Raw genomic sequence first — 14,239 nt, 5'->3', positions numbered from 1 at the left:
CACCGGCGACGGGATGGTCGCAACCCCCGGCGGAGCGTCGGCGGCCGGGCGTAATGTGGATGCATGGGCCGCAACCGCGACGACATCCGTCGCGCGCCTCGGGAGTCCGACCCGCTCGTCGAGGCCGCGCGTTACCGCCTGCGACGAGACGCGGAGGCGCGCGGAGAGCCGGTGGAGGAAGCCAACCCCGGCCAGCCCACGATGGAACAGCGCGCGCAGATCGTGGAGACCTCCATCCAGCAGGCGATGCGCCGCGGCGACTTCGACAACCTGCCCGGCGCGGGCAAGCCGCTGCCCGGGCTCACCGGGACGCACGACCCGGACTGGTGGATCCGCCGCAAGATCGAGCGCGAGCAGCTGACCGGACTCGGGCCGCCGGCGCTGCTGCTGCGCACCGAGGACGCGGAGCTCGACGCCAAACTCGACCGGCTCGCGTCGGAGAGCGCCGTGCGGGAGCACCTCGAGAGCTTCAACCGGCGCGTGATCGAGGCTCGCAGGCAGCTGCAGGGCGGCCCGCCCGTGATTACGCGCACCCGCGATGTCGAGGAGGAGGTCGCCCGGTGGCGGCAGCGACGCGACGAGCGCATCCGCGAGGCCGATGCGAGGCGGCGGGCCGAGCAGGAGGCGTATGCGGCGCTCAGCTGGCGCGAGCGGCGACGGCTGCGGCGCGGGCGCTGAGGCCCGCATCCACTCCCTGCCGTTGACGCAACACGCCGTCGACGGCGACACCCCGACGGCGTGTTGCGTCAGCGGGATAGGTGGGAGCGACGGGGCTATTACTCGGTTAGGTGCTGGTGCGGGTTGGTGAAGTGGATGCTGTCCGCCGTCACCCCGACGAGCCCGAGTGTGACGCGCAGCAGCTGGGGAGGCAGGCCGTCCGCCGGGGGAGGTGTGGCCGCGCCGAGGGTCAGGGTCTTACCGTCGGGGCCGGTCGCGGTCACCGAGTCGAGGTAGACCTGCACATTGCCGCGGAGCGCCATCTGGTCGGCGGTGGTCGCGAGCTTGGGGCCGGTCTCCTTGCGGACGGTCAGGCTGAAGCCGTCGATGGTGATGCTGTCGGCCGAGATCTTGAGCACCGGGACGCGGCTGCCATCGGCGAGCGGGACCGTGACGACGCTGATGCCCTTGAGCCCGGAGAACGACAGCGAGCTGCTGCCGAGTTGCGCGGGCGGCTGGGTGAAGACGGGAGCGGTCGCGTCCGGTCCCGCGGGAGTGGCCGGGGCCGTTGGAGTCGTCGGCGTCGGGGTGGGGGAGCTGGGCGCGGTCGGCGCGCCCGGAGCGCCCGGGATCGGCAGCGTGGGGACGCCCGGGATGCCGGTGCCGGTCGGCGTGGGCGTCGGGGTCGGCGTCGGCGAACTGCACGGCATGATGATCGGGATGCACAGCGCGGCGGGAGCCGCGGTCGGCACGCGTGCGGCGCCGAGGCCCGCGAGGGCGGCGGCGATGCACGCGACGAGGGCACCCGCGACGATGCCGGAGCGGCCCCGCCTCATGCGATCGTGCCTTCGGTGGATGAAGCGGCGGGCGAAGCGGCCGGCGATTCAGCGGCCGAAGAGGCGGCACGCGCGTCGTCGTCCCCCTCGGCGCCCGCCGCATCCACCTCGGCCTTCTTCGGCATCCACGCCACCGTCAGGATGCCGCCGATGCTGCTCAGCAGCATCCCGATGAAGAACCCGCCGAGGTTGACGCCGACCAGCGAGTAGACGGCGACCGCCAGCGCGATCACGCCGTAGAAGATGCCGTGCGCGGGCATCGCGATCACCAGGATGCCCAGCAGCACCAGCAGGATCGGAATGATCGTCGCCTGCAGCCCCTCGATGCCGAGCTGCACGTGGATCTTGCCGATGTCGAGCTGCCCCGAGAAGAACATCTCGACGCCGCCGATCGCGGTCAGCAGACCGCCGACGAAGGGGCGGCGGCGGCGCCACGCGCGGAAGCGCGCGCGGGCGCTCGGCGCGGTCGTCTCCTCGCCGGCCGCGATCGGGCCGTTCGCGTGCGCGCGGGCCACGATCAGAAGCATCCCTTCGAGCCGTCGGTCAGCTCGACGTGCATGCCGCTGAGGGTGAAGACGGAGGCCTGGGTGCTCCACGCGGTCTGCTGGAGGTTCGTGATCGTGACCGTGTCCGCATCCTGCGCGAAGTCGCCTGCAGAGCCCTTTGCCGTGGTGTTCACGGTGGAGGCGTCGACGCCGATGCGGATGTTGTGGAACTCGGAGTCGCCCTTGAGGTCGGTCATGCCGATCTGAAGGTCGGAGGCCGAGGCCGGGTTCCCGCCGCCGCCGGCGGTGATCAGCATCCCGACCTTGCCGAGCGGGGTGTCGGTGACGACGGCCTGGCAGAGGTCGGAGAGCGTGGCGGACTTGATGTTCGCGATGGCGACCTGGTGCTCCTTGCCCGCGGTGTCGGGCGCGACGCCGGCGTACTGCGAGAATCCGGTGCCGTCGAGCTTGGTGGCGCTGATCTGGAACTGGCTGCCGGAGACGGCGAAGGAGACGGGGACGGCGCCCTGGGCGACGCCGGTCATCAGCACGGTGGAGACGAGGGCGACAGGGACGGCGGCGAGCGCGATCCGTCCGGCGTGCGACCCGGCGAGCTTTCGGAACTTCATCGATCCTCCTGTTCGGGGGACTTGACAGCGTCGGCGCAGTCAGGTCCAGATGCGAGCTTAGACGTTATTGACAGGCTGTCAATAGGTGATCCGGCACCTCAGCGTTCGGGAGGCGGCCGATAGTCTCGAAGCATGGACACCGACCGGCGCACACGGCTCACGCCGGACGAGCGTCGGGGGCAGCTCGTCGCGCTCGGGGTGGCGTTCCTCGCCGACAACCCGCTGGACCAGCTCTCCATCGAGGAGCTGTCGGCGCGCGCGGGCGTCTCGCGCGGGCTGCTGTTCCACTACTTCGGGTCGAAGCAGGGGCTCCATCGGGAGGTCGTGCGGACGGCCCGCGACAGCATGCTGCACGCCACGGAGCCGGTCGCCGGCCTCGCGCCGCTGGACCGCCTCCACGACACGCTGGAGCGCATCGTCGCCTTCGTGCGCGAGCACAGCGGGACGTTCTACTCGCTGGTGCGCGGCGTCGCCTCGGGAGATACAGAGGTGCGCCAGGTCGTGGAGGAGGCCCGCGGGGAGCAGGCGGATCGCGTGATCGCGGTGTTCCTCGAACTGGGCGTGCCGGATACCGTCCTACTGCGCATCGCGCTGCGATCGTGGATCGCGTTCGCCGAGGAGACGCTCGTCGAGAGCGCGATCGGCACCGACCTGCCGTCGGAGGAGATCGTCGGCTTCCTCGAGCGAAGTGCCCGCGGAGTGGTGGATGCGCTGGGCTAGATGCCCTCTTCCTCGACGTCGTCTTCGGTCAGCACGCCGTCATCCTCCGGCTCGTCGCCGTGCTCGTCGTAGACCGGCTCGGCCTCGCGCGCCTGGCCTCCGGTGGGGCCGTCGTTGCCGTCGCCCGGTCCCGGCCAGATCGTCTCGCCGGCGACCGCGTCGTTCGTGACGAGCTCGTCGGCGAAGTCGGCCTCGGCTTCGGGGTCATTGAGCGCGTAGTCGACGTCGCCGTCGGCCGGATCGGCCCAGCCGGGCGTCTCGCCCGCATCCGTCTCGCCGACCTCGACGCCCTCGACGCCGTCTTCCGGAATCCGATCCATCGCCTCGTCCCTTCCGCTCTCCAGCCCTGTCGCCCCCGACGCTACACCCCGTCCAAAGCCGACAGCTCCTGAGTTTTTCCGCCCGATCGTGACGATTCGGGCGAAAAACTCAGGAGCTGTCGGATAGAGCTCGCGTTACTTGGCGGTGGGGAAGGTGATGGTCTTGCCCGAGCCGGCGTCCTTCACGGCTGCCTGCGTGAACGCGGCGAACTGCGAGGCGTCGGTGAAGCCGCCCTGGTAGCGCTCGCCGTTGACGAAGACGGTCGGGGTTCCGAAACCGCCGGTCGTCGGGTTCTTCAGCTGCGAGTTGGTCGTCGCGTCCTTCGTCATCGCGGTGACGAAGTCGGCGTACGTCTGGTTGTTCACGCAGTCGGTGACGGCCTTGGAGCTGACGCCCGCATCCTTGAAGATGCTGAGGATCTCGGCGTTCGTGAGCCCGGTGCCGGTCTGCTCGTCCGGCTGCTTCGCGAAGAGCGCGGAGTTGACGTCCCAGAACTTGTTCGGCTGCGAGTTGGCGACGCACGATGCGGCAGCGCCGGCGCGCGTCGAGTAGTTCTTGTTCTGGACGCTGTCGAGGATCGCGACGGGGTGGATCTCGACCGTCGCCGAGCCGTCCGCCATCCACTGCTTGATCTGGTCGTCGTTCGTGGTCTCGAACTGGTCGCAGTAGGGGCACTGGTAGTCGAGCCAGATCTGGATGTGCGCGGTCTTGCCGTCGAGCTCCATCTTGTTCGGCGTCGGCTGGCCGCCCGACGGGATCGCCGGCGTGGTCACGGCCTTGCTCGACGATTCGAGCAGGATGCCGCCGCTGGCCATGTTCTTCGGGTTCGCGGCTCCGGCGCCCCCGGTTCCCACCGTGGTGAAGATGACGACGCCGATGATGGCGAGCACGGCGATGACGCCGGCGATGACCGATCCCTGAACGATGATCTTGCGCCGTTTGGCCTTCTTGGCGGCCTCTTCGCGCATCCTCCTGGCGGTTTCGCGCGCCTCCTCACGGCGGTCGCGTTTGGTAGGACCAGTCGTCCCTCTGCCAGTTGCCATTCAGCTCATCCCATCGAACAGTGGACAGTTCTCACATGATCGTAGGGGGACTTTGCTTTGAAGGCGCTGTACCGGGTGCTCTACCGTGGACGCATGCAGTCGACAGACCGAGCCAGCTGATGCCGTCGGACTCCGAAGGGCACGGAACCGGCGCGGAGCCGAACGAGGGCCGCGACACCGCGGGCGCCGACTACGCGGAGCGCCTTCGTCGCCTGGACACCAGCTGGTGGCGCCGAACGCTGAACGTACAGGCGCCGTACCGCTGGAACATCCGCCGGCTGCACCTCGGACGGGTGCTGGATGTGGGGAGCGGCCTCGGCCGCAACCTTGCGCACCTCGGCAACAACGGCGTCGGCGTCGACCACAACGCGGAGTCGGTGGCGATCGCGCGGGCGCGCGGGCTGACCTCGTTCACGAGTGACGAGTTCCCCTCCACCGAGTACGCGGTGCCCGGTGCGTTCGACTCGCTGTTGCTCGCCCACGTCGTGGAGCACGTCGACCCGGACTTCGCGGTCGAGCTGGTGCAGACGTACCTGCCGTACGTGAAGCCGGGCGGTCACGTCCTCTTCATCACGCCGCAGGAGCGCGGCTACGCGAGTGACGCCACCCATGTCGCGTTCACCGACTTCGACGGCCTCCACCGCCTCGCCGACCGTCTGGGCCTCACAGTCGAGCGGGAGTACTCGTTCCCGCTGCCGCGTTTCGCGGGCAAGGCGTTCACCTACAACGAGTTCGTCGTGCTCACCCGCCTGCCGGGCTGACGCATCCACCCCCTGTTCGCGGGCTATACCGAGGAGTTCTCACTTCTTTAGCCTTCAGGTGTCGCCCGGTTCTCGGGCGATCGACCCGAAGGAGTGGATGTGGCGCGCGTAGGAGCGAAGGGATGGGCGGCGATCGGACTCGGCGCGGCCCTGGTCCTCGGAGTGGGGATCGCGGCGAACGCGGCCAATCATCCCGCGGCGGAGGACGCCGCCGCGACGTCGTCCACCTCGTCGGCATCCGCATCCCCGTCCGCGACGCCGAGCCCGACGCCGAGCGTCGAGGTGCGTACCGAAACGGCGGACGAGGCCATCCCGTTCGCCGCCACGAACGCCGACGACCCCGGGCACGACGTCGGCTGGTCGGCCGTCACCACCGCCGGCGCCAACGGCGTGAAGACGAAGACCTATCGGGTCACGTACGTCGATGGGGTGGAGACCTCCCGCGAGCTGGTCTCCGAAACAGTGACGACGGCGCCCGTGGACCAGGTCACCAGCGTCGGCAGCAGGCAGCCCGCCCCGCCGCCTCCTCCCGCGCCTGCTCCTGCTCCTGCTCCCGCGCCCGGTGGAGGCTGTGATCCCAACTACACCGGAGCCTGCGTGCCGATCGCCTCGGACGTGGACTGTGCGGGCGGCAGTGGAAACGGCCCCGCCTACGTGCAGGGACCGGTGACCGTGGTGGGTTCCGACATCTACGACCTCGACCGCGACGGCGACGGCACCGGCTGCGACGGCTGACGCCCCCCGCAACCGGTCTGGTTGACGCAACACGCCGTGCGGGCGAGTGCGCGCACGGCGTGTTGCGTCAACTCGATGCGGCCGGCGCCCGACCGAGCTCCACGTCCTCCACGCGTGAGCGCGGCATCGCGAGGCCGGCGACGATCGTCAGAACGGCGGCGATCGCGACCGCGACGAAGACGGCGGTCGACGCCTGCTGGATGGTCGCCGCGGCGTGCGCGCCGCCGGCGGACGCCCCGATGATCGCGTTGGCGATGGCACCGAACACGGCAACGCCGACCGCGCTGCCGATGGAGCGCGCGAACATGTTGCTCCCGGTCACCACGCCGCGCTCGTTCCAGGCCACGCTCGACTGGGCGGCGATCAGGGTCGGGGTGGCGATGAGGCCCATCCCGAGACCGACGACGAAGCAGCTGACCGCGACGAACAGGACGGACGGGGTCAGCGAGGTGAGCGCGAGCGAGATCGCACCGACGATGGCGATGCTCATCCCGAGCAGTGCCGTGTTGCGGAACCCGATGCGCAGATAGAAGCGGCCGGAGAGGCTGGCCGCGATCGGCCAGCCGAGAGTCAGGGCGGCGACGGCGAGGCCGGACACGATGGGGGCGACGCCGATGGTGCCCTCGAGGTAGGTGGGCACGTACGACGTGAGGGCGATGAGGATGGCGCCGACGCCGAGCGAGATCAGGGTCGTGGTGACGAGCAGCCTCCGCGAGAACACCCAGAGCGGAAGCACGGGTTCCGCTGCTCTCCGCTCGACGAGGACGAACGCGACCAGCAGGACGCCGCCCAGCGCGAACGAGCCGATGCTCCACACCGAGTCCCACGCCCACGCCTGTCCGCCCTCGAGCACCGCGAGGATGATCAGCGTCATCCCGCCGGTCAGCAGCGCGGCTCCCGCGTAGTCGATGCGGTGCTTCCGCGGCTCGATGCTCTCGTGGAAGCTGCGGATGAGCATCCACGCGGCCAGGATGCAGAGCGGGATGTTGACGAAGAAGATCCAGCGCCACGACAGGAACTGCGAGAACACGCCGCCGAGCGTTGGCCCGACGACCGAGGAGATGGCCCACACGCTCGCCAGGTAGCCCTGCGTCTTGGCGCGCTCGGCGACGGTGTAGATGTCGCCGGCGATCGTCATGGACATCGGCTGGATGGCGCCGGCGCCCAGCCCCTGGAGGGCGCGGAACGCGATCAGCGCGGGCATGCTCCACGCGAACCCGCAGAGCACCGACCCAACCAGGAACAGCGCGATGCCGATGAGCACGATGGGCTTGCGGCCGACGGTGTCGGAGAGCTTCGCATAGACGGGGACGGACACCGCCTGCGCGAGCAGGTAGACGGAGAACAGCCACGGGAACTGCGCGAACCCGCCGAGGTCCTGGACGATCGAGGGCACCGCCGTCGCGAGGATCGTCGAGTCGATGGCCACGAGCCCGGTCGTCAGCATGAGGGCGATCAGGATGGGGCCGCGCTCGGACCGGAATCCGACGCTCGCTCGGGTGGGTTCGTTCATAGAGGTCAACAACGCGGAGGAGCCGGTCGCATTCCCTGCTTGACGTGAAAGAGCATGGGCGGCACAATCTGAAACATGTCTTTCATAACTGGGTCGGAAGGGAACGCCGACGCCGACCGCGCGCGTCCCGAACGGCGCACGACGGTCACCGACCCGCGGGCGCTGCGCGCGCTCGCGCATCCCCTCCGTCTGGCGCTGCTCGACCACCTGATGTCGTTCGGGCCACGCACCGCCAGCGAGTGCGCCGCCGTCGTCGGCTCCACGGCATCCAACTGCAGCTACCACCTCCGGGCGCTGGCCAAAGTCGGGCTGGTGGAGCCGGTGGATGCGGAGGACGGCCGCGAGCGCCCCTACCGGTCGTCGTCGACCGGACTGACCTTCGGCCGCACCGAGGACCCCGAGTTCGCGATCGGCGCGGACACCGTCGAGCGCGCTCTCGCCGATCGGCAGGTCGACGACGAGGCGGCCCTCGTCCACCGCGCCATCGCTCAGCGCGACGAGCAGCCGATCGAGTGGCGCGAGGCGAGCCTGCTGACGGGGTACGCCCTGAAACTGACGCCGGCGGAGCTACGCGAGCTGATGCAGGGGCTGGATGCGCTCATCCGCCCCTACATCGCCCTCACACGAGTGGATGCGCCCGAGGGCAGCGATGTCGTCGCGCTGCACCTGAACGCCTTCCGGCACCCGGACGCGATCGCGGCGGCGCGGGCGGCGGGCGCCTCGGCCGAGCAGCACGACACGGACTCCGAGGGAGGCGCGTCGTGACCGCCACAGCGACCCGCGAGCGTTCGCCGCTGCTCCGCCGCGACTTCGCCCTCGTCTGGACGGCGGGACTGGTCTCCGACACCGGCGACTGGCTGCTCATGATCGCGCTGCCGCTGTTCGCCCTGTCGGCGACCGGGTCGGCGCTCGGCGCATCCACCGTCTTCCTGGTCGAGCTGGTCCCGATGCTCCTCGTCGGCAGCTTTCTCGGCGTGCTGGTCGACCGGTGGGATCACCGCCGCACGATCATCATCGTCGCCCTGTTGCAGGGACTGCTCCTGCTTCCGCTCCTCGCGGCGAGCGCCGACCGGATGGGCATCGTCTACGCGGTCGCCGCCGTCGAGGCGGTGCTCGGCGCGATCATCAACCCCGCGCGGCAGGCGATGATCCCGCAGCTGGTCGGCGCCGACCAGCTGGCTCGCGGCAACGCCCTGATCGCCGTGAGCGACAGCCTCGCGCGGCTCGTCGGCTCCCCGCTCGGCGGTCTCTCGTTCGCGCTGTGGGGGCTGCCGGGTGTCGTGATCGCGGATGCGGCGTCGTACCTCATCACCGCGGGGCTCGTCCTGTTCGTGCGCCCGCAGCGGCGGAAGGCCGATGCCGCACGGGCAGCGGACGGCGAGCCTGCGGCGGTCGCCGAGCGGCGCATCCTGCACGAGTGGGTCGAGGGGCTCGCGCTGATCGCACGCTCCGCCACGCTGCGTACGCTCGCGGGCATCGCCGCGCTCGCCGGCGTCGCCCAGGGTCTCTTCCTCGTGCTGTTCCTCGTCTACGTGACGCAGAACCTCGGCGCAGGCGACACCGGCGCGGGCATCATCCGCGGCGTCCAGGCGATCGGCGGGGTGCTCGGCGGTCTGGTGACCGGCGCCCTGGCGCGACGGCTGGCCCCGCGCTGGATGATCGGCGTCGGCTACCTGGTGTTCGGGACGCTCTCGCTCGTCACCTGGAACCTCGCTCCGTTCACCACCGCCCTGTGGGTCTACGCCGGGCTGTTCATCGCGATGGGCATCCCCGGGGTGACGACGGCGACCGGTGAGATCACGCTCGTCCAGACGACCGTCCCCGCGCGCGCCCTCGGGAGGGTGATCGCCGCGGTCACGACCCTCGACGGTGCCGCCCAGGCGGTCGGGCTGCTCATCGGCGGCCTCCTCGCCGACTCGGGCGGCATCATCCCGGTGCTCGACGTGCAGGCGTCGCTCTACCTGCTCTGCGGGTTGATCGGAGTCGTGGCGTTGCGCGACAGGCGCGGGCTCGCCGGAAGCGACGTGGCTGGCGAGAGGACCCGTCTTACGTAACGGCCCGCGCGGACGCTAGGGTGCTGCCACCGTGGTCCCTCGGAGGTGGATGATGTCGTACCGCACCCTCTCGCGCATCCCGCTGTTCCGCCGCACCGTCGGCGCCGTGGCGCTCGCCGCGGCCCTGACCGGGGGACTGACCGCGTGCGACCTGTTCGCGCCGCAGGACACCCTCGACATCGAGGAGGCCAGCGTCGGATCGAGCGCCACCGTCGGGGATGTGTTCGTCGGCAACGCCGTGCTGGTCACCAGCGACGACGGCGCGACGGCGAACCTGGTCGTCACGCTGGTGAACCAGGGGAACGACACCCAGCAGGTCGAGATCGCGCCGAGCGGCGGGCAGAGCATCACCGTGTCCCTCGACCCGCGCGACACCCAGCAGCTCGGCGACCCGCCGGACGACGAGAGCCTGGTGAGCGACCTGAATTCGGCTCCCGGCTCGCTCACGACCGTGACGGTCACGAGCGGGGGAGACTCGGTCGGCCTGCAGGTGCCGGTCGTGACGGGCGCGCTCCCGCCGTACGGCACGCTCACCCCGGCGCCCTGATCGCGCTCGTCGATCGCGCTGGTGTCGCACTCGTCGGTCGCACGTCGCGACGCGCCGGGTGCGCCTGGAGGCCGGCACCGGTATTCCGGCACATGATATTGACGCGAAACCCGCCCGGGTTCCCGCTGTTTCCGGGGATGTGAACGTAGGGTGTCGGTGTGTGGCGACTGGACAGGAAGACCGAGGATGACGACGCGATGTCGGGCATCCCAGACGATGACGCCCTGAACCCGCGCACGACGACGGCTCCGCACACGCTCAGTCTGGGCGACCCGGCCCTGGTCGCCGGCAACATCGCCGACCCGGTGTGGAAGCGCTGGCGCGACGAGATCGCGGCGGTCGGCGGGGTCTCCCCGCTGCTCCACTTCGAGGACAGCCCGCGAACGCGCATCGAGCTGAGCACGACGCATCCCGGCGGCCTGCCGCAGTTCATCACCGGGCAGAGCACGCTGCTCTCCAGCCTCATCCGCGACGAGCTGGCGCTCCGCACCGCGCGCGCGGCCGCGAACGCGATCACCGCGAAGGGCATCGAGCTGCGCTCCGTGCGCGGCATCGAGTCGGTGCACCTGGCGATCGGCCTGGCGCAGTGGCGGCACGGCTCCGAGGAGTACATGGCGCCGATCCTGCTGCGCCCGCTCGCCATCCGCCGTTACGGCCGCGACTTCGAGCTGAAGCTGAAGGGCCACACCTTCCTCAACCCCGAGCTCGCGCGCGCCCTCAACGAGCAGTTCCAGATCACGCTGGATGCGGACGCCTTCGTCGCGCTCGCCGTCAGCAACGGCGTGTTCAAGCCGCAGCCGGTGATCGACCGCCTGCGCGGCCTGACATCGCACCTGCCGTGGTTCAACGTCCAGCCGCGGCTGGTCGCCTCGTCGTTCGCCGACGTCGCCCCGGCGCTGAGCGAAGAGGCGCGCGACCTCGACACCGTCCTGCTGGATGCGCTGGCCGGCAACCCGACCGCGCGCACGACGGTCGAGAGCGCCTTCAACCCGGTGGAGCCCATCCGCCAGGACGAGCGTCCGCCTGCCACCGACACCCTCCTGCTCGACGCCGACGAGGCGCAGGAGAACGTGGTGGCCCAGATCGCCGCGGGCAACTCGCTCGTCGTCAAGACGCTGCCCGGCACCGGCGGCACCCAGACGATCGTCAACGCGATCGGCGCCCTGGTGGGCCAGCACAAGCGTGTGCTCGTGGTGAGCCCGCGGCGGTCGAGCCTCGACGACATCGCCCAGCGGCTGACGAAGGCCGGTCTGCCCGGTCTCGCGGTGACGCCGCGCACGCTCCGCCGCGACCTCATCCAGTCGATCGCCCGCAACGAGAAGGCCACCCAGCCGAAGGTCACCGACGTCGACGAGGCGCTGGTGCGGCTCCGCAAGGTGCTCGTCGACTACCGCGCCGCGCTGACCCGCCGCGACCCCGTGCTTCGCGTGTCCGTTCTGGATGCGCTGCGCGAGCTCTCACGCCTCTCCCTTCTTCCCGCCCCGCCCTCGACGACGGCCCGTCTCGGCCGCCGGGCGATCGAGGGGCTCGCCCGCGACCGCGCCGCGTCGGCGGACGCGCTGATCCGCGCCGCCCGCCTCGGCGAGTTCCGGTACGGACCCAACGACTCTCCCTGGTACGGCGCCTCCTTCACGACGACGGAGGAGGGGAAGGCCGCGCACGAGCTGGCCAAGAAGCTCAACCGCGCCGAGCTGCCGCGCCTCATCGACCGCGCCCAGGCCCTCATCGGCCAGACGCGGATGCGCCCATTCGCCTCGATCGCCGAGCTCGGCGTCTACCTGCGGCTCCTGCTCGACATCCGCGAGACGCTCGACAAGTTCACGCCCTCCGTCTACGACCGTTCGCTGACCGAGCTGATCGCGGCCACCGCATCCCGTCGCGAGTCGCCGTCGATGTCGAGCGCCAACCGCCGCCGCCTGCGCAAGCACGCCCTGGAGTACGTCCGACCCGGCGTGCACGTCACCGACCTCAACGAGAGCCTGCGGCGCATCCAGCAGCAGCGCATCCTCTGGAACCGGTTCGCCGTCGCCGGCGTCGTGCCCGAGGTCCCGGTCGGGATCGCGGACGTGCAGGTCGCCTACCAGCGCGTGGCGGAAGACCTGGCGCGCCTCGACATCCCGCTCCGCCGCACGGGAACGCCGCAGTCGCTCGCAGCCCTCCCCGTGGAGGAGCTGACCCGCCAGATCGCCGGGCTCGCCGCCGAGTCCGAGGTGCTCGCCAACCTGCAGGAGCGCACTGCGCTGCTCACCCAGCTGCGGGAGCAGGAGCTCGACCCGCTGATCTCCGACCTGTCGATCCGGCACGTTCCCGAGACGCAGGTGAGCGCCGAGCTGGAGCTCGCGTGGTGGCAGTCGGTGCTGGAGTCGCTGCTCGCCTCCGACCGCGCCCTGCTCAACGCCAACACCGGGGTTCTCGATCGGCTCGAGGCCGACTTCCGGCTGGTGGACGAGGCGCACGCCTCCGCGACCGGCAAGCAGCTGGCATGGATGCTCGCCGAGACCTGGAAGATCGGCATCGTCGACTGGCCGGACGAGGCCGCAGCGCTGAAGCGCCTGCTGAAGAGCACGACGCCCACGGCGACCACGCTCAACGAGGCGGCGCCGCACCTCGCGCGCCCGCTCGCGCCGGTCTGGCTGATCTCGCCCTACGAGGTGCCGTCGATCGGCCGCGAGGTCGGTTTCGACGCCGTGCTGCTGGTGGATGCGGGCGCGTCGAGCCTCGCCGAGAACGTCCCCGTCATCCGTCGCGCTAAGCAGGTCGTCGCGTTCGGCGACCCGGTGACGCAGACGCCGTCGCGCTTCGACATCGGCGTGCACGAGTACGGCACGACCGTCGAGGACGTCGACGTGGATGCGCTCCACGCCGACTCCGCGCTCGCGCGTCTCTCCGAGCTGCTCCCGGTCTACACGCTCAGCCGCAGTTACCGCGCCGGCGGCGAAGACCTCGCCGAGCTGGTCAACCGCCGCTTCTACGGCGGGATGATCGACTCGATGCCCTGGGCCGGCACCTACCTCGGCCACGGCAGCCTGTCGCTGCACTACGTCAGCGGCGGTCAGGGCATGCCGGACACCGACACGGGAGCCGTCGAGTCGACCGACGCCGAGGTCGCGAAGGTCGTCGAGCTGGTGCTCGCGCATGCGACCGAGCGCCCGCGCGAGTCCCTCATGGTCATCACCGCGAGCGAGCGGCACGCCGTGCGCGTCAACCAGGCCGTGCTCGCGGCGTTCGCCAAGCGCTCGGAGCTGGCCGACTTCATCCTCGGCGACCGGGCGGAGCCGTTCACCGTCGTCACCCTCGACCAGTCGGTCGGGCAGAGCCGCGACCGCGTCATCTTCTCCATCGGCTACGGCCGCACCCCGCACGGGCGGCTGCTGTCGAACTTCGGCGCCCTCGCCGAGCCGGGTGGCGACCGCCTGCTCGCTGTCGGCATGACCCGCGGTCGCCGCGGAATGGACATCGTCTCCTGCTTCCGGCCGGAGGACATCGACGAGACGCGGATGCGGCACGGCATCGCGGCGCTGGCCCAGGTGCTGGGGGAGGCGGACCAGATCCAGGCCGCCGCTCCGGAGTACCTGAGCCCGGACGCCGACCCGATGGTGCTCGACCTCGCCAAGCGCCTGGCCCGTCGCGGCCTCGACGTGCACCTCGGCTACCGCGGCAAGCTGACCCTCGTCGCCTCGCACGGCGGCCGCGCGGTCGCGGTCGAGACCGACCAGGACGTGTCGAAGGGAAGCCTCCGCGAGTCGCTGCGCCTCCGCCCGGACGTGCTGCGCCGCCTCGGCTGGCACTACCTGCGCGTGCACAGCTTCGAGCTGTTCGCCGACCCGGACGCCGTCGCCGGCCGCATCGCCAAGCTCATCGGCAAGTCGGAGCCGGACGCCGAGACGGCCCCGATCACGCTGCCGCCGCTCGCATAGGGCGCGTCCGTTCTAGGCTGG

Annotated in this window: 14 protein-coding genes; 8 read left to right on the top strand and 6 right to left on the bottom strand. The window is 70.8% G+C overall.

All coding sequences use genetic code 11. The features are described 5' to 3' along the window. Positions 1-63 precede the first annotated feature (63 nt). Positions 64-678 carry a DnaJ family domain-containing protein gene (locus tag ABIC47_RS00775; protein WP_354476421.1) on the top strand — a complete coding sequence of 205 codons (615 nt, stop codon included), beginning with the start codon at positions 64-66 and terminating at the stop codon, positions 676-678. Positions 679-776: 98 nt separating this feature from the next. Here the strand turns inward: ABIC47_RS00775 and ABIC47_RS00770 are convergent, their stop codons facing one another. Genes ABIC47_RS00770 through ABIC47_RS00760 form a run of 3 tightly spaced genes read right to left on the bottom strand, consistent with a single transcriptional unit; the run spans position 777 to position 2,607 of the window. Further along, positions 777-1,493: a hypothetical protein gene (locus ABIC47_RS00770; RefSeq protein ID WP_354476419.1), complete on the bottom strand. Its 717-nt coding sequence runs from the start codon at positions 1,491-1,493 to the stop codon at positions 777-779. After that, positions 1,490-2,020, bottom strand: a complete 531-nt coding sequence (locus tag ABIC47_RS00765; protein WP_354476417.1) for a DUF6114 domain-containing protein — start codon at positions 2,018-2,020, stop codon at positions 1,490-1,492. The genes ABIC47_RS00770 and ABIC47_RS00765 overlap by 4 nt, the downstream gene beginning before the upstream one ends. Then, a complete protein-coding gene (locus ABIC47_RS00760; RefSeq protein WP_354476415.1) occupies positions 2,011-2,607 on the bottom strand; it encodes a DUF6230 family protein in 597 nt (198 codons plus the stop codon). Before ABIC47_RS00760 ends, ABIC47_RS00765 begins: the two co-directional genes overlap by 10 nt. A 132-nt stretch (positions 2,608-2,739) precedes the next feature. Here ABIC47_RS00760 and ABIC47_RS00755 point away from each other — a divergent pair, with 132 nt between their 5' ends. After that, complete coding sequence (locus ABIC47_RS00755) at positions 2,740-3,327, top strand: TetR/AcrR family transcriptional regulator (protein WP_354476413.1); 588 nt, start codon at positions 2,740-2,742, stop codon at positions 3,325-3,327. Here ABIC47_RS00755 and ABIC47_RS00750 read toward each other — a convergent pair. Then, entirely contained in the window at positions 3,324-3,647 is a 324-nt protein-coding gene (locus tag ABIC47_RS00750; RefSeq protein ID WP_354476411.1) for a hypothetical protein, read from the bottom strand. The two genes, ABIC47_RS00755 and ABIC47_RS00750, sit on opposite strands and share 4 nt — an antisense overlap. Positions 3,648-3,782: 135 nt before the next feature. Then, positions 3,783-4,691, bottom strand: a complete 909-nt coding sequence (locus ABIC47_RS00745; RefSeq protein ID WP_354476409.1) for a DsbA family protein — start codon at positions 4,689-4,691, stop codon at positions 3,783-3,785. Between the two features lie 119 nt (positions 4,692-4,810). On the opposite strand from ABIC47_RS00745, the gene ABIC47_RS00740 reads away from it, so the two are divergent. Then, on the top strand, positions 4,811-5,452 hold the full coding sequence (locus ABIC47_RS00740; RefSeq protein WP_018191707.1) for a class I SAM-dependent methyltransferase: 642 nt from the start codon (positions 4,811-4,813) through the stop codon (positions 5,450-5,452). Positions 5,453-5,551: 99 nt separating this feature from the next. Then, positions 5,552-6,187, top strand: a complete 636-nt coding sequence (locus ABIC47_RS00735) for a G5 domain-containing protein (protein ID WP_354476407.1) — start codon at positions 5,552-5,554, stop codon at positions 6,185-6,187. 67 nt (positions 6,188-6,254) lie between these two features. On the opposite strand, the gene ABIC47_RS00730 is transcribed toward ABIC47_RS00735, so the two are convergent. Beyond that, positions 6,255-7,700 carry an MDR family MFS transporter gene (locus ABIC47_RS00730; RefSeq protein ID WP_354476405.1) on the bottom strand — a complete coding sequence of 482 codons (1,446 nt, stop codon included), beginning with the start codon at positions 7,698-7,700 and terminating at the stop codon, positions 6,255-6,257. Between the two features lie 75 nt (positions 7,701-7,775). Between ABIC47_RS00730 and ABIC47_RS00725 the strand changes: the two genes are divergently transcribed. The 4 genes from ABIC47_RS00725 to ABIC47_RS00710 all read left to right on the top strand — a co-directional run bounded on the left by ABIC47_RS00725 (position 7,776) and on the right by ABIC47_RS00710 (position 14,218). Continuing rightward, entirely contained in the window at positions 7,776-8,465 is a 690-nt protein-coding gene (locus tag ABIC47_RS00725) for an ArsR/SmtB family transcription factor (protein WP_354476403.1), read from the top strand. Continuing rightward, positions 8,462-9,754, top strand: a complete 1,293-nt coding sequence (locus ABIC47_RS00720; RefSeq protein WP_354476401.1) for an MFS transporter — start codon at positions 8,462-8,464, stop codon at positions 9,752-9,754. Before ABIC47_RS00725 ends, ABIC47_RS00720 begins: the two co-directional genes overlap by 4 nt. 52 nt (positions 9,755-9,806) lie before the next feature. Continuing rightward, entirely contained in the window at positions 9,807-10,301 is a 495-nt protein-coding gene (locus tag ABIC47_RS00715; RefSeq protein WP_354476399.1) for a hypothetical protein, read from the top strand. A 197-nt stretch (positions 10,302-10,498) separates the two neighbouring features. Next, positions 10,499-14,218, top strand: coding sequence for an AAA family ATPase (locus ABIC47_RS00710; RefSeq protein WP_354476397.1), 3,720 nt, complete (start codon positions 10,499-10,501; stop codon positions 14,216-14,218). Positions 14,219-14,239: the final 21 nt, after the last annotated feature.

Origin of the sequence: Leifsonia sp. 563, assembly GCF_040545055.1 — a bacterium.
Classification (GTDB): domain Bacteria; phylum Actinomycetota; class Actinomycetes; order Actinomycetales; family Microbacteriaceae; genus Leifsonia.
This window is presented reverse-complemented; position numbering and strand designations above follow the sequence as displayed.